Raw genomic sequence first — 24,335 nt, forward strand, 5'->3', positions numbered from 1 at the left:
GCACCATTGTTGCGAATACGTTGAAGAAAAATCGACGTTTCGTGGTGATGTGTCGCCGTCGTCTCGATTCGCTGGGCGCCAGGCCGTGGTTTCGACCCTGCAAATTCCTGCGAAACGCGCCGCGGAGCGGCCGCGGCCAGGCGACAAAAACCCGCGCCTCTTCTTAAGAGTGCGCGGGTTCGAGGTCGATAGGCTTGGACCGGCTATATCGTGAGCGACGACGCTGTCGACATACCTGCCATCCTCGTCAATCCGCCGCCGACGATGCCGCCCCGTGACTGAGCCAATCGAGCACGGCCGTCGTCTCGTCGGTGCTGGTCGTGCGGGCCTTCGCCACGGCTTGCGTCATTTCGGCGGTCGGTTCTGCGCGGCGGATCGCCACGCCCACGGCGAGGATGTCGATCATCACGAGATGCAAGATGCGCGAGATCATCGACAACTGCGACTCGCGAATCTCGATGTGGTCGGTCTCGAGCGCGACGGTGGCCCGTTTGGCCAGCGGCGTATTGCTCGAGGTGATCGCGATCACCTTTGCGCCGGCCTGCATTGCCACGTCGAGCACGCGCAGCAGTTCGGGGGCGCGCCCCGACTTCGACACCGCCACGATCACGTCGCCCTTGCCGAGCAGCGCGGCGGACGCGGCCTGCATATAGAGATCGCCGTAAGCGATCGTCGGGATGCCGAAGCGGAAGAACTTATAGTGCGCGTCCTGCGCGACGATGTTCGAGTTGCCGAGCCCGTAGAACTCGATCCGCCGCGCGCCGTTGAGCAGTTCGATCGCGCGCTCCACGTGCTCGAAGTTCAGATGCTCGCGCAACTGCAAGATCGCGGACACCGTGTTGTCGAGCACCTTGGCGCCGAAATCCGTGGCCGTGTCGCCCAAATGCACTTGGCTGTGGCTGACGGGAATCGTCCCCGTCAGGCCCGTCGCGAGCTTGAGCTTGAAATCGGACAGCCCTTGGCATCCCAGCGAACGGCAAAAGCGGATCACGGTCGGCTGGCTCACGTCGGCCTTGCGCGCGATGTCGACGATCGGATCGCTGATGATCGAGCGCGGATGATTCAGCGCGAGATCGGCCACGCGGCGCTCGGCCGGCGTGAGCGCGTCGCGCATCTGGCGGATGCGCTCGAACACGGCCGATGAGCCGCCGCCGGCGCGGTTCGACAATTGCTCGGCAAGAATTGCCGAGACGCCGAGGAACGCCGGATATTCAGCCGTGATGACGTAGGTCGGCACGTTGGCAAGATACGGCTCGAAGCGGCCTTTCGCCTCGAAGCGCTCGCGAAACGACGAGCGTAGGAACAGATCGCCGAGCTTGGGCACGACGCCGCCGCCGATGTACATGCCGCCGAGCGCGCCGAGCGTCACCGCGAGGTTGCCGGCGAAGCTGCCGAGGATGCCGCAGAAGCAATCGACGGCTTCGAGCGCGAGCGCCTCGCCCGCATGGGCGCGCTCGACGACGTCGGCCGGATCGACCGCCGGCGCCACCCGTTTCTTGTCGCGCGCCGCCAGCGCACGATAGATGAGCTCGATGCCGGGCCCGGCCGCTACGCGCTCGAACGAAACGTGCGGCCACTTTTTACGGGCGTAGTGCAAGACGACGTCCTCGCGCTCGTCCTGCGGAGAAAAGCTCGCGTGGCCGCCTTCGCTGCCCAGTGCGATCCAGCGATCGTCGGCGGGGATGAGGCCCGAGACGCCGAGACCCGTGCCGGGGCCGAGCAGCCCGATCACGCTGTTTTGCCGGCGCGCGCCGCTACCCACTTGAACCCGCTGCGAATCGGTGAGACCTGGCAGCGCCATCGCGAGCGCCGTGAAATCGTTGACGACGAGCAGCGTGTCGAATCCGAGCGCACGCCGCGTCGCCTCGATCGAGAACGCCCACTTGAAGTTGGTCATGCTGACCTGATCGCCGTCGACCGGGTTCGCGATCGCGATCGCCGCATGGTTGACGCGACCGACCTTCGTATCCTTCAGGTACTTCTTGAGCACGTCCTCGATCGTCGGATAATCGGCGCACGGGTAGACGCGAATCTGAGAAATCTCCCCCGGTTCCGTTTCGAGCGCGAAGCGCGCGTTGGTGCCGCCGATGTCGGCGAGCAGGCGCGGACCGTCGGCGTGCTGGCGTGCGCCGGGGACCGAAACAGCTTTATTTTGCAGACCAGTAGACATCGAGTCTGACTCCCTTGTCGTTTGCCAGCTTCGAGATGGCGTTTTCTTGTGGCGCGGACGCGGCCGCTTTGAGGACGTCGAGCTTGCGTTCGCCCGAGATCTGCAGGAATAGCCGCTCGACGCCCTTGAGTGCGGACATCGACAAGCTGATGCGTGCGTGTGGGGCTGCGCCCGGATGAACGGCGACGTAGCGCTCGGCCGTTTGCAGTGCGTGCGCCCACTCGTGCGCTGGCGCGTCGGCGAACAGCGATGCCGTATGGCCGTCCTCCCCCATGCCGAGCACCGCGACGTTCGGCAGTGCGTAGGACGGGGCGGCGTTCAGCGCGGCGACGTGCGCCTCGAGCGACACGGCCACGTCGACGAGCGGCGCGAAGCGGGCTTCTCCCGCGGCCCGCGCGAGCAGCGTTTCGCGCACGAGGTGTGCGTTGCTGGCGCCGTCGGTCTCGGGTACCCAGCGATCGTCGACGAGCGTCACGTCGACGCGTGCCCAGTCGAGCGACTCGAGCGCGAGCGCTTGAAAGAACGGGCGCGGGCTCGTGCCGCCGGAAACGGCCAGCGTGGCGCGCGCATTGGCGGCCGCGGCAAGCGAGGCGCCGAGCGCACCGCTCACCGCTTTGGCCAGCGCGCCGGCTTGGGCGCGCGGGTCGTCAAATGCGTGAAGCTCGATCACTTCTCCTCCAGACTGCTTTTTGTATGTCCAACATCGCCGGCACGTGCAACGCGCCGTCTCGAACGGCGCTTGCACGGCGCAGCGTAACGCGGCCGAACCGGCCATTGCTCACACGAATCAATCAGTTCTCTTCCTCGAGCCAGCAAGTGTCGTGCTGCGCGAGCATGGCACTGGCGGCGGCCGGGCCCCAGGTGCCCGCGGCGTAAGGCTTCGGCGGCTTGTTCGACGCAGCCCACTCGTTGAGGATCGGCTCGACCCAGCGCCATGCCGCTTCTTGCTCGTCGCGCCGCACGAACAGGGCGAGGCGGCCGTTGATGACGTCGAGCAGCAGGCGTTGGTAGGCCTCCATCTGTCCTTCCTTGAAGAACTGATCGAAGGCCAGATCGAGGTGCACGCTCGACAGGTTCATCCCTTCGCCCGGCTGCTTGGCCAAGCAGTACAGGCGAATCGATTCGTTCGGCTGCAGCCGGATCACGAGGCGATTCGCGCCGGGCCGCAATGCCGGCGCGCCGAGTGCCGAATGCGGCACGGGCCGGAAATTGACGACGATCTCGGCGACGCGCTCGGCGAGCCGCTTGCCCGTGCGCAGGAAGAACGGCACGCCGGACCAGCGCCAATTTTCGATCTCGGCCTTCAGCGCGACGAACGTCTCGGTCGTGCTTTGCGCCTTCACGCCATGCTCGGTTGCGTAGGCCGGCACCGAACTGCCCTTGATCACCCCCGAATGGTATTGGCCGCGCACGGCGATCTTGGAGATGTCGCGCGTATCGATCGGCTTGAGCGCGCGCAAGACGCGCAGCTTCTCGTTGCGAACCGAATCCGAATCCATCGAATGGGGCGGCTCCATCGCAACGATCGACAAGAGTTGCAGCAAGTGATTCTGCACCATGTCGCGCAGCGCGCCCGTATTGTCGTAGAAATCGCCGCGAGCTTCGACGCCGAGTTCTTCGGCGATCGTGATCTGAATGCTTTCGACCCACTCGCGACGCCACAGAGGCTCGAACAGCGCATTGCCGAACCGCAGCGCCAACAGGTTCTGCACGGGCTCTTTGCCGAGATAGTGGTCGATCCGGTAGATCTGATCTTCCGCGAAGATCTCGCCGACCGCGTCGTTGATCGCGTTCGATGAACGCAGATCATAGCCGAGCGGCTTCTCCAGCACGATCCGGGCGTTTTCGTTCAGGCCGACCGAGGCGAGCGCGCGGCAGATCGGCACGAACAGCGACGGGCCCGTCGCCAGATAGAACACGCGTGTGCCCGCGCGCTCGTCGAGCGCATCGCGCAGCAGGACGAAATCCTCGGGTTTGCCCAGATCGAGCTTGACGTAGCCGATGCGCTCCAGGAATCGCTGCCAAACCGTTTCGTCGACACCGTCTTTCGAAACGTGGGCCTTGACGTTGCTGTTGATCCAATCGATGTAGCCGTCGCGGTCGGCCGCGTGTCTGGCCACGGCGACGATCTTGCCGTGCTCGGACAGCATGCCCGCACGGTGGGCCTCGTACAGCGCCGGAAGAATCTTTCGCATCGACAGATCGCCAGTCCCGCCGAAGAGAACGAAAGTGAAGCCTGAGTCGATTTGCATGAGTCGTGAGCCAAAGGTCAAAGGGTTGCGGGCGCGATTCGAGGAACGTGTCGTGGCTGGGTGGCTGCTCGAAGTTGCGACGTCTTGTAGCGTGATAAAAATAATTTTGACACTGAATTGTAGTTTAACTACAATCCAAATCAAGAGGTAACGTCGATCGACTTGCAAAAACCCTGCGCATGCCCTGGTGGCGCGGGGGCTCGGAGCCCGATCGGCGGCAGCGCGCCGCGTGTCCCTATGTGTACCTGCGCGTGCATGTTAGCAGCGCGTTTTGCATGGCGCTGCCTCCCCGAGCTCGATCCGCGCGACGCGGGCCGGCCGAATTCAAATGAGGAGACAGTCGTTGAGCTTGGACGCACGCAATTCCTGACTAGCCTTCGCAGCCGGGTTCGATCCGTCGGCGCGCACGTGCGCGCCACGAGCGGGCTCGGTCGCATTCAGTGTTGTTCCGTTGCACCCAACCACCGTTCCCCGGCCAGTCGAAGAGGGGAGCAATCGTTACTTGGTCAGTAGTCTGGAGGAGATAAAGAATGAAAGTTCGCGCGATCATGGCTGCGCTGTGCGCCACGGGGATGATGCTTGGCGTGTCGGCGGCTCAGGCGGGTGAATCCGTCGAAGTGCTGCACTGGTGGACTTCGGGTGGTGAATCGAAGGCCATCGGCGTCCTGAAGGACGACATGACGAAGCAGGGCTATACGTGGAAGGACTTCGCGGTGGCGGGCGGCGCGGGCGCCGCGGCCATGACGGCATTGAAGACGCAAGTGATCTCGGGCAACGCGCCGACCGCTGCGCAAATCAAGGGGCCGCTGATCAAGGAATGGGCCGACCAAGACGTGCTGGTGAACATCGATTCGGTCGCGAAGGAAGAAGACTGGAAGAAGAATTTGCCGCCGGAAATCGACAAGATCATGCAGGCGGACGGCCACTACGTCGCTGCGCCGTTCTCGGTGCACCGCGTGAACTGGCTCTACATCAACAAGGCGGCGCTCGACAAGGCCGGCGGCCAAGTGCCGACGAACTGGGATGAGTTCTTCAAGCTCGCCGACAAGATGAAGGCGAACGGCATCATGCCGATCGCGATGGGCGGCCAGCCGTGGCAAGACTTCACGGTGTGGGAAGACGTCGTGCTGTCGCAAGGTCCGGCTTTCTACAAGAAAGCGATCGTCGAGCTCGACCCGAAGACGCTGACTTCGCCGCAGATGGTCAAGGTGTTCGATACGGTTCGCAAGCTCACGACGTATTTCGATAGCGCGCGTACGGGCCGCGATTGGAACCTTGCCACCGCCATGGTCATCAACGGCAAGGCCGGCATGCAGTTCATGGGCGACTGGGCGAAGGGCGAGTTCGCGAACGCGAACAAGAAGCCGGGCGTCGACTACGTCTGCGCGCCGGTGCCGGGCACGGACAAGGCCTATACGTTCAACGTCGATTCGTTCGTGTTCTTCCAGCAGAAGGGCCAAAAGGCGGCGACGCCGGGCCAGCTCGCGCTCGCGAAGACGATCATGAGCCCCGAGTTCCAGAAGCAGTTCAGCTTGTACAAGGGCTCGATCCCGGTGCGTCTTGGCGTCGACATGAGCAGCTTCGACGCTTGCGCGAAGAAGTCGTACTCGGATGAACAAGCGGCGATCAAGGCCGGCGGCTACGTGCCGTCGCTGGCGCACGGCATGGCGCAAGGCGATGCCACGGCCGGCGCGATGAGCGACGTCGTCACGAAGTTCATGAACTCCAACGAATCGTCGCAAGACGCCGTCACCGCGCTGGCACAGGCGGCAAAGACGAAGTAAGCGTAGTTTGAGGGGCGGGGCGCGTGCGGTTTGCGCGCTCTGCCTGCGTCACTGGAGCCGGTCGGGCGCTTCGAGCCCTCGGATCGCCGCGGCCGGCACAAGCATTCAGGAGTCGAGTAGTGGCTGCCTCTCTTAGCGGAAAAGGGAACAACGTGGCGCACGTACCCAACCGCACGTCGTCGATGTCGGCTCTCGCCGATCGCTGGATCCCGAAGCTCGTGCTTTCGCCTAGCATCGCGATCAGCCTGATATTCGTTTATGGCTTCATTCTGATCACCGGCTATCTGTCGCTGTCCAAATCGCGGCTGATGCCCAATTACACGTTCGCCGGCCTCACGCGGTACAGCGAATTGTTCCAAAACGACGTCTGGTGGACGTCGGCGAAGAACCTCGGCTGGTTCGGCATCCCGTTCATCGCGATCTGCATCGGGCTCGGGTTGTTTCTTGCCATCTTGCTCGATCAAAAGATCCGCAGCGAAGGCGCGCTGCGCGCCGTCTTCCTCTACCCGATGGCGCTCTCGTTCATCGTGACGGGCACGGCTTGGCAGTGGATTCTGAACCCGGCGCTCGGCCTCGAAAAGGTATTGCACGACTGGGGCTGGACGAGCTTCTCGTTCAACTGGCTCGACAATCCCGACAAGGCCATCTTCTGCATCGTCATCGCGGCGGTGTGGCAATCGACGGGCTTCGTCATGGCGCTGTTCCTCGCCGGCCTGCGCGGCGTCGATGCCGAGATCTTCAAGGCCGCGCAAGTGGATGGCGCAACGTTGCCGACGATCTATCGCAAGATCGTGATTCCGAGCATGCGTCCCGTGTTTTTCTCGGTCCTCTTGATCCTGTGCCACCTCACGATCAAGACATTCGACCTCGTCGTCGCAATGACGGCGGGCGGCCCGGGCACGTCCTCGTCGCTGCCCGCGATGTTCATGTACACGTTCTCGTTCAACCGCGGGCAGCTCGGCGTGGGCGCCGCATCGTCGATGATGATGCTCGCCACGGTCGTTGCCGTACTCGTCCCGCTCATGTATCTGGAATCGAGGAGCACCCGCAATGCAGCCTAAGATGACGATCAGTCGCGCGTTCATTTACGCTGCGCTTCTGCTGTTCGCCCTGTACTTCCTGTTTCCGCTCTACGTGATGCTGTCGACGTCGTTCAAGGATCTCGACCAGCTACGCACGGGCGACTTGCTGACGCCGCCGTCGCATTGGACGATCGCGCCGTGGGCGAAGGCGTGGAGCGGCGCATGCACGGGCGTGCGTTGCGATGGGATGCGTCCGTTCTTCATGAACTCGGTGCGCATGGTGATCCCGGCCGTGCTGATCTCGTCGATCATCGGCGCGTTCAACGGCTATGTGCTGACCCATTGGCGTTTCCGCGGCGCCGACGCGGTGTTCACGATGCTGCTCGTCGGATGCTTCATCCCGTTTCAGACGATCTTGCTGCCGATGGCGCGTCTGCTCGGGATCGCCGGCATCTCGAACACGATTTCGGGGCTCGTGGTCGTGCACGTCGTGTACGGCATCGCGTTCACGACGATGTTCTTCCGTAATTTCTACGTGAGCATTCCGGCCGAACTCGTAAAGGCGGCGCGCATCGACGGCGCAGGGTTTTTCATGATCTTCACGCGTGTCCTGTTGCCCGTGTCGCTGCCGATCTTCATGGTGTGCGTCATTTGGCAGTTCACGCAGATTTGGAACGACTTCCTGTTCGGGATCGTGTTCTCCGGCGTCGATTCGATGCCGATCACGGTCGCGCTGAACAATCTCGTGAATACGTCGACGGGCGTGAAGGAATACAACGTCGACATGGCTGCCGCGATCATCGCGGCCTTGCCCACGCTCCTCGTCTACATCGTTGCCGGCCGCTACTTCGTACGCGGTTTGACGGCGGGTGCGGTGAAGGGCTGACCAGGCCGTTGCGCGGTGCGATGCGAACGCGTCGCACCGCGAAGCGAGCGCATCGCAACGCATATTCGAAAGCAGAGCAGATTAAAGGATTTTCAGCATGGCAAGCCTTTCCATCCGCGACGTATACAAGACCTATCCGAACGGCGTTCCTGTCCTGAAGGGTGTCGACATTGAAATCGAGGACGGCCAGTTCTTGATTCTCGTCGGCGGCTCCGGGTGCGGGAAATCGACGCTGCTCAACATGATCGCCGGCCTCGAAACGGTCACCCAGGGCGAGATTTGCATCGACGGCAAGATCGTCAACAACCTTTCGCCGAAGGATCGCGATATCGCGATGGTGTTCCAGTCGTACGCGCTCTATCCGTCGATGACGGTGCGCCAGAACATCTCGTTCGGTTTGAACATCCGTAAGGTGCCTAAGAAGGAGCAGGCGCAAATCGTCGATCGCGTCTCGCAGATGCTGCAGATCGATCACTTGCTCGACCGCAAGCCCGGACAACTGTCGGGCGGGCAGCGTCAACGCGTGGCGATGGGCCGCGCGCTGGCGCGCGATCCCGTCATGTTCCTGTTCGACGAACCGCTGTCGAACCTCGACGCGAAGCTGCGGATCGAGATGCGCTCGGAGATCAAGCTGCTGCATCAGCGCTTGGGCACGACGATCGTCTACGTCACGCACGATCAGATCGAGGCGATGACGCTCGGCGATCGCATCGCCGTGATGAAGGACGGCATCGTCCAGCAGTTCGGGGCGCCGCAGGACATCTACGATTCGCCGTCGAATCTGTTCGTGGCCGGCTTCATCGGCGCGCCGCCGATGAACTTCATCGAAGGCAAGCTCGTCGAGCAAGGTGCGGGCATCGGCATCGAGATCGATACGAGCGTCGAGCGCAGCGTCTTGACGTTGCCGTTCGAGGCGAGCCGCGTGAACGGGCATGTCGGGCAGAAGGTCATTCTCGGCCTGCGGCCCGAGCGGCTCACCGACGCACGTGCCGCGCACGATGCCCATAGCGGCGATTTGCAGCCGTTGACGGTGAAGGTCGACGTCATCGAGCCGACGGGGCCGGACACGCTCGTCTTCGCGCAGATCAACGGCAAGCGTACCGTGAGCCGCGTGCACCCGGCTTCGAACCCGCAGGCGCAGCAAAACATGACGCTGCTCGCCGATGTGTCGAAGGCCGTGCTGTTCGATCCGGCGACGGAAGCACGCATCGCCTAGTTGCAACCCGACGTGAGGCGGCGCGGTCGTCTCGATCGCGCCGCTTCGCGCGTTTTGCTCTCTATGCGCGCTAATGCGGCAGGCGCACGTCGAGCTTGAACGTGACGAGGCGTGCGATGAGGATGAAGGCGGTTGCGACAATGACGCTGTAGACCGAATCGAACTCCAGGTGGTGGAGCAGCAGATAGAGCCAGCAGCCGGCGAAGGCGCACGTCGCATAGGGGCGCGAGTCGCGCAGCAGCAGCGGCATTTCGTTGCAGACGACGTCGCGGATGATGCCGCCGAACACGCCCGTCACGACACCCATCATCACGGCGATGAACGCCGGCATGTCCGCGTCGATCGCGATCGACGTACCCGAGATGCTGAAGAGACCGAGGCCGATCGCATCGGCCACGAGCAGCGCGCGCTCATTGAAGACGCGTGAAGCCATGCGCAGGACGAACGGCGCGAACAGCGACAGCGCGAAGATGACGACGACATAGGTTTCGTGCTCGACCCAATAGAACGGCCGCCGCTGGAGCAGCACGTCGCGTACGGTGCCGCCGCCGAACGCCGTGGCGAGCGCGACGAGGAACGTGCCCACGGCGTCGAGCCGGCGCTTGCGGGCTTCGATGAAGCCGGAGAACGCATAGGCGAGGATGGCGATGCCCTCGGCAATGGCGAGCGCGAACGTCAGCCTAGGATGCACCGCTCGGCCCCTGCTCCGTGCGTGCTGCCGCACCGGGTCGAGCCACGCTCGGCTGCAGCAGCACGAGCACGGCGCCTGCGCCGCCGTCGTGCGCGCGCGCCTGGCAAAACGCGATGACTTCGGCCTTCTGCACGAGCCAGGCGCGCACTTTTCCTTTCAGGACGGGCTCCTTGCCGACGGACCCCAACCCCTTGCCGTGAATCACCCGCACGCAACGCAATCCGCGCTTGACGGTCTCGCGGATGAAGTCGGCCAGCGCCTCGCGCGCCTCGTCGCGGCGCATGCCGTGCAAATCGAGCTGCGCTTGCACGACCCAATCTCCGCGCCGCAGCTTGCGCACGACTTCATGGCTGATGCCGGGGCGGCAATAGAACAGCGACTCGTCCGTATCGAGCAGTACCTCGGGGTCGAATTCGTCGGAGATCGCCTCGGTGAGCACGGCTTGCTCGTCGCGCTGCGTCTGCAGCGGGAGGGCCGGCGGCGGCGTGCGGCCATGAACGGCGCGCGCCGCGCCGGCGATCGGTGCGACTTCGCCGATTTCACGCCGGAATAGATCGGCGTCGAGCGCCGCTTCGCGCGCGGCCTTGGCGGCGGCGATGCGCTCGCGTTCGCGCTCGGCCGCGCTTTGCTTGAGCACGTCGCGCAGCGCGGCTAGATCGGTCAGACCGGAGGCGCGCACGCCGGCGTTGGTGTGCTTGGCGTCGCTCGGACGGGGGCGATTCTTGGACATGATGAATACCGACGACAGCTAAAACCGAATGCGGGGGTGCGGACTGACGTGCTGAAGGCCGTTGCCGCGCAAAAAAGGCCGCGGGCTTGGCGGCCGCGGCCCTCATTCGAACGCGAAGGCACTCGATTTTGACGCCGAGCGGTGCCGACGACCGCTATTTTACCGTTCTGCTTCGGCGCTCATCACGCGGTCCTGATGGAGCTCGTGCACGCTTTCGAGGTAGCGCTGCGCGTCGAGCGCGGCCATGCAGCCCGTCCCGGCGCTCGTGATGGCTTGGCGATAGACGTGATCTTGCACGTCGCCGGCCGCGAACACGCCCGGCACGCTCGTGCCTGTTGCGTTGCCGTTCAGGCCGCCGTTCGTGATGATGTAGCCGTTCTTCATCTCGAGCTGACCTTCGAAGATGTCGGTGTTCGGCTTGTGGCCGATCGCGATGAAGACGCCCTGCAGCGCGACGTTGGTCGTCTCGCTCGTTTGCGTGTGCTTGATGCGCACGCCCGTCACGCCCGAAGCGTCCCCCGTGACCTCGTCGAGCACGTGGTTCCACTTGATTTCGACGACCCCTTCCTTTTCTTTTTCGAGCAGACGGTCGATGAGAATCGGCTCGGCGCGGAATTTGTCGCGGCGATGAACGACCGTCACCTTGCTTGCGATGCCGGCCAAGTACAGCGCCTCTTCGACGGCCGTGTTGCCGCCGCCGACGACGGCGACGTGTTGCTGCTTGTAGAAGAAGCCGTCGCAGGTGGCGCAGGCGGAGACGCCGCGGCCCGAGAACGCTTCTTCCGACGGCAGCCCCAGGTATTGAGCCGAGGCGCCCGTCGAGATGATCAGCGAATCGCAGGTGTACTCGCCCGAGTCGCCGATCAGCCGAATCGGCTTCTCATGGAGCTTGGCCGTATGGATGTGGTCGAACACGATCTCGGTATTGAAGCGCTCGGCGTGCTCGAGGAACCGCTGCATGAGCTCGGGGCCTTGGACGCCGTTCGCGTCGGCGGGCCAGTTCTCGACGTCGGTCGTCGTCATCAACTGACCGCCTTGGGCGAGGCCCGTGACGAGCACAGGAGACAGGTTCGCGCGCGCGGCGTAGACGGCGGCCGTGTAGCCGGCGGGGCCGGAACCGAGAATGAGCACTTTGGCGTGTTTGCGCGTGGACATGGTTGTTCGTTCCGTAAAGAAGTGCCGCAAGGAAGCTGCCCAGTGGGGCGTGCCGCGCGACCGGTCGATGCGCGGCGCGCCGCCATGGCACGTAAGTTGGGCATACGCCCGTGATTATAAAGGGCCGTCGAAGCCGCCGCTGATAGCGTGTTCAATCGCCGCGATAGGTTTTGCGCGTGAGTTGAGCGGTTGGGGTCGTTTTGCGCCGCTTCGGGCCGCTCGGTTGCCGCTACCGCCCGCCGTTACCGTCATTTACAGCCGACGGTGCGACGCAGCGTTTACAATAGCCCGCATCGAACCCCTGGCGGGCGCCCCCGCCACGCTGCTACGGATTCATGGCCAAAGCTCCTTATTCGGCGCCTGCGCAAGCGTTGCCGCATCGCATGTCGCGCCTTTTCACCGAAATCCGCTGGATCTTGCAGGTCGCGCTCTGCGTGTTCCTCGTGATGGCGCTCGTCAGCTACAGCCGTCACGACCCGAGCTGGACGCACGCCGCGCAAGTCGATCGCATCTCCAATTGGGCCGGTCGAGTCGGCGCCTGGACGTCCGACATTTTGCTGCTCCTGTTCGGCTTGTCCACGTATTGGTGGGTCGTGCTGCTCGTGCGCCGCATCAGCGCGAACTATCGCCGCTTGAATCATCATGGCGCGACCGACGAAGACGCGCCGCGCGACGGCGCCTGGATTGCCGACGCTTGCTCGTTCGTGCTCGTGTTGCTTGCCAGCGACGGTATCGAAGCGTTGCGGATGTGGTCGCTGCGCGTGCCGCTGCCGCGCGCGCCGGGCGGCATCGTCGGCGACGCCGTCGCGCGCGGTGTGTCGCACGCGCTCGGCTTTACCGGCGGCACGCTCGCGCTCTTGGTTGCGCTCGCGATCGGTCTGTCGCTTTATTTCCGTTTCTCGTGGCTGTCGGTGGCCGAGCGCGTCGGCGATTCGATCATCTCGGCCGTCACGTTCGCCAAGCTGCGCCGCGAGGCGGGGCGCGATCGCAAGTTGGGCGAGGTCGCGGCCGTCAAGCGAGAGGGCAAGGTCGAGCAAAGCCGCGTACGCCTCGAAGAGCACGAGCCTGTCACGATCGTGCCGCCCGTTGCGACGCCGCCCAAATCCGAGCGTGTCGAAAAGGAAAAGCAGGTGCCGCTCTTCGCCGATCTGCCCGGCGATTCGACGCTGCCGCCGATCGCGCTGCTCGATCCGGCGCCGGCCGCGCGGGAGACGATTTCGGCCGATACGCTCGAGTTCACCTCGCGCCTCATCGAAAAGAAGCTCAAGGATTTCGGCGTCGACGTCAGCGTCGTCGCGGCCTATCCGGGGCCTGTCGTCACGCGCTACGAGATCGAGCCGGCCACGGGCGTCAAGGGCGGCCAGATCGTCAACCTCGCCAAGGACCTCGCCCGCTCGCTGTCGCTCGTGTCGATACGCGTCGTCGAAACGATCCCCGGCAAAAATTTCATGGCGCTCGAACTGCCGAACCAACGGCGCCAGACCGTGCGCTTGTCGGAAATCCTCGGCTCCCAGGCGTATGCCGATGCGTCGTCGAAGCTGACGATGGGTCTCGGCAAGGACATCGGCGGCAATCCCGTCTGCGCCGACCTGGCGAAGATGCCGCACTTGCTCGTGGCCGGTACGACGGGCTCGGGCAAGTCGGTGGGGATCAACGCGATGATCCTCTCGCTGCTCTACAAGGCGAGCGCCGATGACGTGCGCATGATCCTCATCGATCCGAAGATGCTCGAAATGAGCGTCTATGAGGGAATTGCGCATCTGCTGTGCCCCGTCGTGACCGACATGCGCCAAGCCGGCCACGCGCTCAATTGGGCCGTCGCGGAGATGGAGCGCCGCTACAAGCTCATGAGCAAGCTCGGCGTGCGTAATCTGGCCGGCTACAACAACAAGATCGACGAGGCGGCCAAGCGCGAGGAAAAGCTGCCCAATCCGTTCAGCCTGACGCCCGATGCGCCCGAACCGCTTACGCGCTTGCCGCACATCGTCGTCGTCATCGACGAACTCGCCGACCTGATGATGGTCGTCGGCAAGAAGGTCGAGGAGCTGATCGCGCGGATCGCGCAAAAGGCGCGCGCGGCCGGCATCCATTTGATCCTTGCGACGCAGCGCCCGTCGGTCGACGTCATCACGGGCCTCATCAAGGCGAACGTGCCGACGCGCATGGCGTTCCAGGTATCGTCGAAGATCGATTCGCGCACGATTCTCGATCAGCAGGGCGCCGAATCGCTGCTCGGCATGGGCGACATGCTGTATCTGCCGCCCGGCACCGGGCTGCCTGTGCGTGTGCACGGCGCGTTCGTCTCCGACGAGGAAGTGCATCGCGTCGTCGAAAAGCTCAAGGAACAGGGCGAGCCGAACTATGTCGAAGGCTTGCTCGAGGGCGGCCTCGCCGGCGAGGGCGACGAAGGCTCGGCGGCGAGCGGCGGGCAGGCCGGCGACGAATCCGATCCGCTCTACGATCAGGCCGTCGAGGTTGTCGTCAAGCATCGGCGCGCATCGATTTCGCTCGTGCAGCGCCATTTGCGAATCGGCTATAACCGCGCGGCCCGGCTGCTCGAGCAAATGGAGCAATCGGGGCTCGTCTCGACGATGTCGTCGAACGGCAATCGCGAAATTCTCGTCCCTTCGCGCGACGGCGACTGACTCGACTGATCGCCCCGTTCGGCGCATCGATCGGTCGATCGAGCCGCGCGCGTTTCCCGACCCGTTCTCGACCCATTACGGAGAGTCATCTTGAATTCGACGCAGTATTCGTTCCGACATGGCGTTCGTTCGCCGTCCACTCGCTTGCCGACGCATGGCGCGCGCCGCGCCGGCGCCGTGTGGCGCGCGCTCGCGCAGGGCCTTACCGCGGCCGTGCTCGGCGTGTCGCTTCTCGTATCTGCGCCGTCGGCGTTCGCGAGCGGCACCGAGCAACTGAAGGCGTTCGTCGCGCAAGTGCAATCGGCGCGCGGCGACTTCGTTCAGCGCGAAATCAAGGCGCCGCCGAAGAACGTCGCCGCGAGCGGCTCGGTCGTGCCGACGACTGGCGGCACCTCGAGCGGTACGTTCGTGTTCGCGCGTCCCGGCAAGTTCATCTGGACGTACGAGAAGCCGTACGAGCAAGTGCTGCAGGCGGACGGCGACAACCTGTATGTCTACGACAAGGACTTGAACCAAGTCACGATCCGCAAGCTCGGCGGCGCGCTCGGCGCGAGCCCGGCCGCGATCTTGTTCGGCAGCAACGATCTCGACAAGAATTTCACGCTGAGCGATGCCGGCGTGAAAGGCGGTATCGACTGGCTCGAGCTGACGCCGAAGGCACGCGACACGCAGTTCCAGCGCATCGGCATCGGCTTTCGCGACGGCAATCTCGAAGCGATGGAATTGCACGACGTGTTCGGCAACGTGACGCTGCTCACGTTCTCGAACATTCAAAAGAACCCGGCCTTGAAACCGGGCTCGTTCAAGTTCACGGTGCCCACGGGTGCCGATGTGATCAACGGGTAAGCGCCGCCGCCGATCGTGCGGCGCTCAGCGTTGGCCCGCTCAATGCGATGTGAGACATGTCAGATCTGTTTTCAGTAGAGCCCAGTGCGCCGTTGGCCGAAGCGCTGCGGCCGAAGACGCTGGCCGATGTGATCGGTCAGTCGCATTTGCTGGGTCCGGGCAAACCGCTACGCTTGGCTTTCGAATCCGGCAAGCCGCATTCGATGATTCTTTGGGGCCCCCCAGGCGTCGGGAAAACCACGCTGGCACGCCTGACGGCCACCGCTTTCAAGTGCGAGTTCATTGCCTTGTCCGCGGTGTTCTCAGGGGTCAGGGACATTCGCGCGGCGATGGAACAGGCCGAGCAGAGCTTGGCGATGGGCAAGCACACGATTTTGTTCGTCGACGAAATCCACCGATTCAATAAGGCGCAGCAAGATGCATTGTTGCCGTATGCCGAATCGGGACTCGTGACGTTCATCGGCGCCACGACCGAGAACCCTTCGTTCGAGGTCAACTCGGCGCTGCTTTCGCGCGCTCAAGTCTACGTACTCAAATCGCTGAGCGAGGACGAACTGAAGCGACTCGTGGCGCGGGCTCAGGAAAAAGCGCTCTCGCATCTGCGCATCGATGACGCCGCGAAAGACACGCTCGTGGGTTATGCCGACGGGGACGCCCGCAGAATACTCAATTTGCTCGAGCAGACGAGTGCGGCAGCGCGCGCGTCGGGCACGGACCACATCACTGCCGATTTCATTCGCGAAGCGTTGACGCTGAACGCCCGCCGCTTCGACAAAGGTGGAGACAACTTCTACGACCAAATCTCCGCGTTGCATAAATCGGTGCGCGGGTCCCACCCCGATGCCGCGCTCTATTGGTTGACGCGGATGCTCGACGGCGGCGCCGATGCCCGCTATCTGTCGCGCCGCATCGTGCGCATGGCGTGGGAAGACATTGGGCTTGCCGATCCAAAGGCGATGCAGCTTGCGAACGACGCGGCCGCCACTTACGAACGCTTGGGTTCGCCCGAGGGCGAATTGGCGCTTGCGCAGGCCGTGATCTACTTGGCGATCGCACCGAAGAGCAATGCGGGATACAACGCGTTCAATCAGGCGACGGCATTCGTTAAGCAGGACAAGTCGCGCGAGGTGCCGGTTCACTTGCGCAATGCGCCGACCAGGCTCATGAAGGAATTGGGCTACGGCCACGAATACCGCTACGCGCATGACGAGCCGCACGCGTATGCCGCGGGTGAAACCTATCTGCCCGATGGAATACGCGAGCCGAATTGGTATCAACCGGTGCCGCGGGGGCTCGAGATCAAGATCGCCGAAAAGCTGGCGTTCCTGAGAAAGCTGGATGAGGACGCGGACGAATAGGGCGAGACTTTTCGAGCCCACATCGATGCGAGGTCGGTTTGGGGCGACGATGAGAATCCTCGACAGGGCCATCTACTCTTTCATCAACGAAACCATTCGGACGCCGTCGGTTCATATGCCGATCAGGCAGACACAGTGATGTGTTGATCGGGTAACGCGGCGAGTGGACGTGGTGCGTTAAAATCGCGACTTCACCACGATACGAATCGCACCTAGCTATGCTCGACATCCAGTTGCTGCGCAAAGACCTCGACGGCGTTGCCAAACGCCTCGCCGCTCGCGGCTACACGCTCGACGTCGCGGCGTTTTCGGCGCTCGAAGCCGAACGCCGCGCCATCCAAACCCGCACCGAAGAATTGCAGTCGCGGCGCAACAGCTTGTCGAAGCAGATCGGCGCGATGAAGGGAAAGGGCGAGGACACGACGGCGCCGATGGCCGAAGTGAGCGGTATCGGCGATCAGATGAAAGCGTCGGCCGCGCAGCTCGAAGACGTGCAGGCGCGCCTATCGAAGCTGATGCTCGAAATGCCGAACCTGCCGCACGAGAGCGTGCCGGCGGGAAACGATGAGCGGGGCAACGTCGAAATACGCCGCTGGGGTACGCCGCGCCAATTCGATTTCGGGGTGAAGGATCACGTCGATGTGGGCATGCCGCTCGGGCTCGACTTCGAGACGGGCGCAAAGCTTGCGGGCGCACGCTTCACGATGTTGCGCGGCGGGATGGCTCGGCTGCACCGCGCGCTTGCGCAATTCATGATCGATACGCATACGCAGCAGCACGGCTATACCGAGATCTATTCGCCGTACATCGTCAATCCCGAGATTCTGTACGGCACAGGGCAACTGCCGAAGTTTGCCGACGACATGTTCCGTGTGGAGAAGGGCGGCGGCGAGCACGTCGTGACGCAATACTTGATCTCGACCTCGGAAATCTCTTTGACGAACACGGTGCGCGACAGCATCGTCGACGGCGCGGCATTGCCGATCAAGTTGACGGCGCATTCGCCGTGCTTCCGTTCCGAGGCCGGCTCCTACGGCCGCGACACGCGCGGGATGATTCGTCAGCATCAGTTCGACAAGGTCGAGATGGTGCAGATCGTGGCGCCGGAGACGTCGTACGACGCGCTCGAGCAGATGGTTGGGCATGCCGAGACGATTCTGCAGAAGCTCGAGTTGCCGTACCGCGTGATTACGCTGTGCACGGGCGATATGGGTTTCTCCGCGGCGAAGACATACGACCTCGAAGTATGGCTGCCGGCGCAGAACACTTATCGCGAGATTTCGAGTTGTTCGAATACCGAGGCGTTCCAGGCGCGTCGTATGCAGGCTCGGTACCGCAACGCGCAGGGCAAGACCGAGCATTTGCATACGTTGAACGGCTCGGGTCTGGCCGTGGGCCGTACGCTCGTGGCCGTGCTCGAGAACTTCCAGAACGTCGATGGCTCGGTGACGGTGCCGGCGGCGCTGCGTCCATATGTGGGTGGGGTGGAACGGCTGGAGCCGACGTCGGCAAGCTGAGCGGCGTTCCGGCTTTTTAGCAAAAAGGGCTTGGAATGTCGTGATGGCTGTTCTATAATCTTCGCTTCGCCAAACAGCGACCAGCTTGGTGAAGCGAAGACGGACAACCCGGAAGACGGGCAACCCGATTCGACAAGACGGAAAGGTGGCAGAGTGGTCGAATGCGCCGGACTCGAAATCCGGTGTACGGTTATACCGTACCGTGGGTTCGAATCCCACCCTTTCCGCCAAGGACAAATAAAAAAGCCGTTGAATCTGTCGAGGATTCAACGGCTTTTTTATTTGATCTCTGGCAGATTTTCTCAGCAACCGGCGGCGCTTGTGCGGCTGGTTCCTTATCTGACCTCCGCGACCGCGCTTGACGCGGTTTTCAGTCTGTGATGCCGATACGCAGGATCGACTCCACTACTGTGCGACCGCGCTTTTGGCGTTGCCCGACGACATCACCTTTACTGGGAAGCGCAAAACGCGTTAGTCCAGTTCATCGCAACTGCAACGGCCTTTCCACCGTGCTCATACCGCACGGTGTTCCCGGTGGTTGGCGGCTGCCATCACTGCCTTTTCGTGTCGCCATCAGTTCCATCAGTCTCGTCCTCACCCTTGCCAACCTTGATGGTCCCGGTCAGAAAGCCAGCTAAGACGCTGACGAGTAAGGTGCCGGCGACGACACCAGCGACCACGTCATGTCCGTGCATTGTCAATTGATAGATCAAGAGGAACCCGATGAGCACTAGGCCGCCAGCGATCCACTGAGCTCGCGCGTCCTTTGAAATCATGCCTTTTAGCCCGAGGAGATCCATTTGGCGCGAATGGCGGCTGTTCGCCTGGAACTCCTCAAGAATAATACGTGCTGCGCCTGGAACAATCTGATCGTACTGCCGCAGATGCTCGGGCTTGGGCATGGGGCCGCGGTACGATTCTGCCTGAAGAGCTACGGTGACCGACTGTTCAACGAGTTGTTGAAGCTCTGGTTTCTCGACCCTGAGGTCGGCCACATCAGGCTTTACCGGCTCCGCCACTTTGATCTCTCTGTTGACCAGCTTATCGGGTGCGCTCGCGTTTTCCAAAGCCGATGATTGCTCCGTTGAGGTTGCAGGCCGTCCTCTCCCAAGCCTTATTCATGCGCTCGGCAGTTGACTTATGGGGGTAGGACTTCAGGTAGTCTGAACGTGGGCAGATCGTGAAGCTAGAAGCCAACGCATCCGCCACGCGACGTACTTCGCTACGCGGTTTCATCTCGCTCTCCATGGGACTGCTGGCGGTTGTTTTTCTGCAACATCCCCTCATCTTCGCAAATCATAACACTTGCCAATAAGGGAAGTGGATTGTTCTCCGGCGCCGTTTTCACGCATTGCCGCTGAGACGCGGCGCTTGACCGGGCGCCTCGGCGTCGCGATTTGAGTGTGCCCAAACTGCGTACCCTCGGTGCAGTTCCCGAGGGTAGCGCGCAGTCCCAGTGTAGTTCAGAACCCGCAAAATTCGGGCTATCGATTCAACAAATTCGGACGGATTTTCGCATTCACGGTCACATTTTGTGTGCTGATGACCGCATCAGGGCTACCAGTACCGGCGCCGTCATACGTTATGGCAAACATCTGTACCGGACGCTCTAGGCAAACCGGATGTTCACGCTGTGTCCCCAACGACGATTGGGTGGCTGTGAACGGCGTTAAACGGACAAGCCTACGTCTGCGCGTCGTCGGCAGCCGTGGTCGGAGTGAAGGGTGCATTACGCTTGTGTCGCCTGTGCGCTAGTCCGACAGTTGCCCGAGCACCTCAAGTTCCAGCCGACGAACTACACCCAGGCGTCTTCAGTAGGTACTACGGGAAAATGCCGGCGGTGCGATGAAGCTTGTTCAGCATCCCGTTGCAGTCCTCGGGTTGACGCAGCTATACACGATGCTCATCGGTGGCCTTCGCTTGCCGCTTTGCCGCCGGCTTTCTGCGAGGGACGCTGTGCGATAGGCTGCTCTGCTGATGCGTTGTCGGCGGGGCCGCTTGCGAACGGCATGCGAACGTGCCGAGACTGGGTCGCCAATCTTGAACGGGGTTGCGCGGCAGACTTTCCACAGTCACTGATGCGCCGTTGTCAGGCTTTCGGCCCGTTTTTTGTTTCTGCTTAGCTTCTGGTTGCTCACTCAACCGTCGTCACCGCCAATTCAATCCCTGACTGCCTGATCGCGATAGCGGCGCCCGACGTCAAGCCACTATCGGTGATGACCAAATCAAACGACTCGAGCGTGGCAACCTTATACAGCCCCACGGTGCCGTATTTGGAACTCGAAGCCGCGAGCACCGAGCGCGACGCGGCCTCGATGGCCGCGAGCTTGACGTCGACTTTGGGCGCAGACGGCGTCGTAACATCGCGACGCAAATCCCACGAGCTCGCCGAAATGAATGCGATATCGAGCACGACGTGGCGCAGCGTTGCAGCCGCCAGATTGCCGACGCTCGAGAGATTCGCATGGTCGAGCTGGCCGCCGGTATGGACCACATTGACGTGCGTCGCCCCGGCAAGTTCGCGGACGATTTCGAAGTCGTTGGTCACAACGGTCATATCGCTGAGCGCAACGATATACGGGACGATCGACAGCATCGTCGTGCCGGCGTCCAGATAGATCGACATGCCGGCGCGCAGCGCGATCGCGTGCTTCTGCGGTTGCTCGACGACCGCCTTCAATTGGTGACTCGGCTCGCTGCTCAGATGGCTCGCGATGCGCACGCCGCTCGGCACGCTATAAACGAGGCCCGCCTCCTCGAGCACCGCCACGTCGCGCCGCACCGTCATGTGCGAGCACTTCAGCGACTCCATGAGTTGATGTACCGAGAGCACTTTGTCTCGGCGCAGCAGCCGCAACATGGCTTCGCGCCGCTGATCTGGAATCAGCGGCGAGTCCGATTCGTGAGGTTTGAGCTTGCTCGACATGAGGTGGATTCTCTGGCGCGGGGCGGGCCCATCCACACACGCGTGGCAGGCCGGCACGAAAACGCCGCTATCTTAGCCGATGACCGGGCTGAGCAGCAGCACGCCTATCAGCCCGATCAGCGACTGCAACGACAGCATCAGCGTCCAACTGCGCGGCGTTTGCGCGAATTCGCCACTGCCTTTGACCGAATGCGCCATGCCGACGGTGCCGCTCAGCATCAGAGCGGGTGGGATCAACAGGCACACCACCGACAGCGGCAGCGATGTGGTCGATTCCGGCGCGTTGTCTGCGCGCGTGCCGCCGGGGCCCTTCGATAGGTCCGGCGCGGGACCGAAGAAGCGCTGCGACAGCCGGGTAAACAGCGGCCCGCAGAGGATCGCGCTCGGGATTGCGATGACTAGGCCGTACAGCAGCGTGAGGCCGGTGTTCGCGTGATACGCGGCGACGGCAGCGCTCGGCGCCGGATGCGGCGGCAGCAGGCCGTGCGACACATACAGCCCGGCGGCGACCGGCAGGCCGATGAAGAGCCGGTGCCTGCCGGTGCGCCGCGCGATCGTGTAGACGAGCGGCGCCAGCATGATGAAGCTGACGTCGAACAGATGCGGCATGCCGACCAGCAGCGCGGCGGCGCAGATCGTCGAGCGTCAGCGGCGCGCCGGCCGCGACGTCGCGCGCGAGTGTTGCGTGCGCGGCGAGATAGAGCGGCACGGCGTTCGCGGGTGCCTCGTTGCGGTCGAGCGGCACGGCTTGCACACCGCTCACGTCGTGATGGTGTCCGCCCATGCGCAGGACGGTGCCGGCGGCGAGCGCAGCATTCGTGCGTCCTGCCAGCACGACGCATTGCCGAGGGTTCGCGGCGCCGGATGGCCTGCCGTGCCAGACGGCGTCGAACAGCGTGATCGGGGTTTCGATGCCCATGAAGTGATACGGCAGGTACAGGCACGCGTAACGTCCGTTGCGGCTCACCACATGCCCCTTCTGTGCAAGCAGTGCCCAGGTCGGCGCGTCGTGCGTGCGGACGACGACGAACACGCCGCCGGCGAAGCTGGCTTCGTCCGGACGGCGCAGCATGTGGAACACCTCGATCACGCCGGCGCGCGACAACACGCCGCCGTCCTCGCGCATCGCATAGACGTCGGCGCGTTCGGTCGTGCGCGCGACCGGATAGTGCAGCAGTTCGACATCCGGCACGAGCCCGGTGTTGGTTGCGACGACGCTCATCTCGTAGTAGTCGGCGGTGGCCGAGGTCTTGCGCCCCCGTAGCGCTTGGCGGCGCTCGACGCCGACGCAGTGGTGATCGCGCTGAAATCGCGCACCATCGATGCGGCCACGGCGATCGCGCAATCGCGGGCGGCGCTCGACTGGCTGCGCGCGCAGGGCTGCACGCAATTCTTCTTCAAGTACTGCTCGACGTTCGACTCGACCGACGCGGGCAACATCGGGCCGGTCGCCGAGGCGCTGCTCGATGCGCTCGCGGCCGACGCTCAGCCGGGCGCGGACTTCGCGATCGCCTGCCCCGCACTCCCGGAAAATCGTTGTACCGTGTATCGCGGCCATTTGTTCGTCGGCGACGCGTTGTTGAATGAGTCGGGCATGGAGAACCATCCGCTCACACCGATGCGCGACGCAAATCTCGTGCGCGTACTGCAGCGGCAGACGCGAGCGGCATCCCGGCTTGCGGATCGATCCGCGTGCGCTGGCGCGCGGCGAGGCGATCGTCGAGCGGGCGCTCGTGTTCGTCGACGAACATTTGCATGGGCCGAATGCCGAGCCCGTGCTGATTTATGCGACGGCCACGCTGGACGACGTCAGGGCAGTGCAGGACGAACTCGGCGCAAGCGCCGGTGCGCTCGTCGAGGACGCGTTGGCGTCGATCGCGCGGCAGTTGAAGATGCGAGGCGTGCGCAAGTTCGTCGTTGCGGGCGGCGAGACCTCGGGCGCGGTGGTGCAGGCGCTCGACGTGCGGATGTTGCAGATCGGACCGAGCATCGATCCTGGCGTGCCGATCACCGTGAGCGTGGGCGCGATGCAGCTCGTGCTCGCGCTCAAGTCGGGCAACTTCGGTGCGGTCGATTTTTTTGAGAAGGCGCTTCGGTACGCGCAAGGGGAGCGTTCGTGATTCAGACAGTCGATATTTCCGCCGACGAAGCGAAGCTGCGCGAGGAGATCTGCACGACCGGCGCGAGCTTGTATGCGCGCGGCTATACCGTCGGCACCGCCGGCAACATCAGCGCGCTGCGAGACCGGCTGGCTGATCACGCCGACCGATGCTTGTCTGGGACAGCTCGATCCGGCCGACATCGCGAAGGTCGATTTCGACGGACGTCACATCTCGGGCGGGCGGCCGTCGAAGACGCTCGAACTGCATCGCGGGATCTATGCGCGGAATGTCGAGGCGCGCGGTATCGTGCATACGCATTCGACGTCGCTGGTCGCGCTGATACTGAGCGGGGTGTGGCGCGAGGATGATGTGCTGCCGCCGATCACGCCGTATTACGTGATGAAAGTGGGCCACGTCCCGCTGATTCGTTATCGCCGCCCGGGCGATCCCAGCGTGGCCGCGGAGATCGCGGCGTGCGCGGACACAGTGCGCGCGGTGCTGTTGGAACGGCTCGGGCCGGTTGTTTGGGAGCGCAGTGTGCGGCATGCGGCGTATGCGCTCGAGGAACTCGAGGAAACCGCGCGGTTGTGGCTGATGAGCACGCCGCGTCCGGCACCGCTGGATGATGCCGCAATCGAGGAACTGCGGCAGGCGTTCAATGCCCGATGGTGAGATCGCGCGAAAGAGGGGCGGGCCTAGAAAGAGGCACGGCCTAGGCTGCTCCCGCATTGAGCGTCCGTAGGCGAGCGCCGGGGCAAGGACGCGGCGGCCCCTTTGCCCGCACGGCCGATGGGCAGTCTTAACGCTCGGCGCGCGATGCGTCCTCGGTGAGGCGCTTAACTTCGCGCCGGAGTCGGCGGTTTTCCGTGAAATCAGCTACTCGAGACATCGAGGCCCAGCGCTTCCATATTCGTTTTATACGCCTGGAAAAATCCAGCGGCGCCACATTGTGTTGGCATGGTGCTCGGATGAGGACGCTGTGCGATCGTCCAAGCACCTGCTGAGCCCCGTTGTGCCCGCGCGCGATCTGCTGCT

17 protein-coding genes, 1 tRNA gene and 3 pseudogenes are annotated in these 24,335 nt (G+C 63.4%); 11 read left to right on the forward strand and 10 right to left on the reverse strand.

Annotation, left to right across the window (positions count from 1 at the left end):
* Window positions 1-247: 247 nt before the first annotated feature.
* The 3 genes from J3485_RS05390 to zwf all read right to left on the reverse strand — a co-directional run bounded on the left by J3485_RS05390 (window position 248) and on the right by zwf (window position 4,422).
* Window positions 248-2,170 (reverse strand): bifunctional transcriptional regulator/glucokinase, encoded by a 1,923-nt coding sequence (locus tag J3485_RS05390; RefSeq protein ID WP_206951517.1) that lies wholly within the window; start codon window positions 2,168-2,170, stop codon window positions 248-250.
* The gene (gene pgl / locus J3485_RS05395; protein ID WP_206951518.1) at window positions 2,148-2,840 is read right to left on the reverse strand and encodes a 6-phosphogluconolactonase; all 693 of its coding nucleotides are present in this window, start codon (window positions 2,838-2,840) and stop codon (window positions 2,148-2,150) included. Before pgl ends, J3485_RS05390 begins: the two co-directional genes overlap by 23 nt.
* A 121-nt stretch (window positions 2,841-2,961) precedes the next feature.
* The gene (zwf, locus tag J3485_RS05400; RefSeq protein ID WP_206951519.1) at window positions 2,962-4,422 is read right to left on the reverse strand and encodes a glucose-6-phosphate dehydrogenase; all 1,461 of its coding nucleotides are present in this window, start codon (window positions 4,420-4,422) and stop codon (window positions 2,962-2,964) included.
* A gap of 530 nt (window positions 4,423-4,952) precedes the next feature.
* Between zwf and J3485_RS05405 the strand changes: the two genes are divergently transcribed.
* The 4 genes from J3485_RS05405 to J3485_RS05420 all read left to right on the forward strand — a co-directional run bounded on the left by J3485_RS05405 (window position 4,953) and on the right by J3485_RS05420 (window position 9,330).
* Complete coding sequence (locus J3485_RS05405) at window positions 4,953-6,206, forward strand: ABC transporter substrate-binding protein (RefSeq protein WP_206951520.1); 1,254 nt, start codon at window positions 4,953-4,955, stop codon at window positions 6,204-6,206.
* A gap of 119 nt (window positions 6,207-6,325) precedes the next feature.
* Complete coding sequence (locus tag J3485_RS05410; protein WP_206951521.1) at window positions 6,326-7,267, forward strand: carbohydrate ABC transporter permease; 942 nt, start codon at window positions 6,326-6,328, stop codon at window positions 7,265-7,267.
* Complete coding sequence (locus tag J3485_RS05415; RefSeq protein ID WP_206951522.1) at window positions 7,257-8,114, forward strand: carbohydrate ABC transporter permease; 858 nt, start codon at window positions 7,257-7,259, stop codon at window positions 8,112-8,114. Before J3485_RS05410 ends, J3485_RS05415 begins: the two co-directional genes overlap by 11 nt.
* Before the next feature lie 97 nt (window positions 8,115-8,211).
* Window positions 8,212-9,330: an ABC transporter ATP-binding protein gene (locus tag J3485_RS05420; protein ID WP_206951523.1), complete on the forward strand. Its 1,119-nt coding sequence runs from the start codon at window positions 8,212-8,214 to the stop codon at window positions 9,328-9,330.
* 70 nt (window positions 9,331-9,400) lie between these two features.
* Here the strand turns inward: J3485_RS05420 and J3485_RS05425 are convergent, their stop codons facing one another.
* The 3 genes from J3485_RS05425 to trxB form a co-directional block, all read right to left on the reverse strand.
* Window positions 9,401-10,021, reverse strand: coding sequence for a trimeric intracellular cation channel family protein (locus J3485_RS05425; protein ID WP_206951524.1), 621 nt, complete (start codon window positions 10,019-10,021; stop codon window positions 9,401-9,403).
* Complete coding sequence (locus J3485_RS05430; RefSeq protein WP_206951525.1) at window positions 10,011-10,751, reverse strand: Smr/MutS family protein; 741 nt, start codon at window positions 10,749-10,751, stop codon at window positions 10,011-10,013. The genes J3485_RS05425 and J3485_RS05430 overlap by 11 nt, the downstream gene beginning before the upstream one ends.
* 159 nt (window positions 10,752-10,910) lie before the next feature.
* Window positions 10,911-11,906: a thioredoxin-disulfide reductase gene (gene trxB / locus J3485_RS05435; protein ID WP_206951526.1), complete on the reverse strand. Its 996-nt coding sequence runs from the start codon at window positions 11,904-11,906 to the stop codon at window positions 10,911-10,913.
* Window positions 11,907-12,241: 335 nt separating this feature from the next.
* Between trxB and J3485_RS05440 the strand changes: the two genes are divergently transcribed.
* From J3485_RS05440 to J3485_RS05460, 5 genes are all read left to right on the forward strand, one after another.
* Window positions 12,242-14,551 carry a DNA translocase FtsK gene (locus J3485_RS05440; RefSeq protein ID WP_206951527.1) on the forward strand — a complete coding sequence of 770 codons (2,310 nt, stop codon included), beginning with the start codon at window positions 12,242-12,244 and terminating at the stop codon, window positions 14,549-14,551.
* A gap of 144 nt (window positions 14,552-14,695) precedes the next feature.
* On the forward strand, window positions 14,696-15,397 hold the full coding sequence (gene lolA / locus J3485_RS05445; RefSeq protein ID WP_206955662.1) for an outer membrane lipoprotein chaperone LolA: 702 nt from the start codon (window positions 14,696-14,698) through the stop codon (window positions 15,395-15,397).
* A 56-nt stretch (window positions 15,398-15,453) separates the two neighbouring features.
* Entirely contained in the window at window positions 15,454-16,755 is a 1,302-nt protein-coding gene (locus tag J3485_RS05450) for a replication-associated recombination protein A (RefSeq protein ID WP_206951528.1), read from the forward strand.
* A gap of 218 nt (window positions 16,756-16,973) precedes the next feature.
* Window positions 16,974-18,272 carry a serine--tRNA ligase gene (gene serS / locus J3485_RS05455; RefSeq protein WP_206951529.1) on the forward strand — a complete coding sequence of 433 codons (1,299 nt, stop codon included), beginning with the start codon at window positions 16,974-16,976 and terminating at the stop codon, window positions 18,270-18,272.
* A 139-nt stretch (window positions 18,273-18,411) separates the two neighbouring features.
* Window positions 18,412-18,502 (forward strand) — tRNA-Ser (locus J3485_RS05460).
* Window positions 18,503-18,823: 321 nt separating this feature from the next.
* On the opposite strand, the gene J3485_RS05465 is transcribed toward J3485_RS05460, so the two are convergent.
* From J3485_RS05465 to J3485_RS29520, 4 genes and pseudogenes are all read right to left on the reverse strand, one after another.
* Complete coding sequence (locus tag J3485_RS05465; protein WP_242538494.1) at window positions 18,824-19,339, reverse strand: DUF2335 domain-containing protein; 516 nt, start codon at window positions 19,337-19,339, stop codon at window positions 18,824-18,826.
* Between the two features lie 1,067 nt (window positions 19,340-20,406).
* A complete protein-coding gene (locus tag J3485_RS05470) occupies window positions 20,407-21,198 on the reverse strand; it encodes a DeoR/GlpR family DNA-binding transcription regulator (protein ID WP_206951530.1) in 792 nt (263 codons plus the stop codon).
* A gap of 72 nt (window positions 21,199-21,270) precedes the next feature.
* A complete protein-coding gene (locus tag J3485_RS05475) occupies window positions 21,271-21,807 on the reverse strand; it encodes a GntT/GntP/DsdX family permease (RefSeq protein WP_206951531.1) in 537 nt (178 codons plus the stop codon).
* Window positions 21,808-22,162: 355 nt separating this feature from the next.
* Window positions 22,163-22,420, reverse strand: a pseudogene (locus tag J3485_RS29520) (homoserine dehydrogenase); the annotation flags it as partial.
* Window positions 22,421-22,468: 48 nt separating this feature from the next.
* Here J3485_RS29520 and J3485_RS05485 point away from each other — a divergent pair.
* Window positions 22,469-23,318: pseudogene (locus J3485_RS05485) on the forward strand (four-carbon acid sugar kinase family protein); the annotation flags it as partial.
* Window positions 23,318-23,972 (forward strand): annotated as a pseudogene (otnC, locus tag J3485_RS05490) (3-oxo-tetronate 4-phosphate decarboxylase). The pseudogenes J3485_RS05485 and otnC, both read left to right, overlap by 1 nt.
* Window positions 23,973-24,335 lie beyond the last annotated feature (363 nt).

This window comes from Trinickia acidisoli (genome assembly GCF_017315725.1).
Taxonomy (GTDB): domain Bacteria; phylum Pseudomonadota; class Gammaproteobacteria; order Burkholderiales; family Burkholderiaceae; genus Trinickia; species Trinickia acidisoli.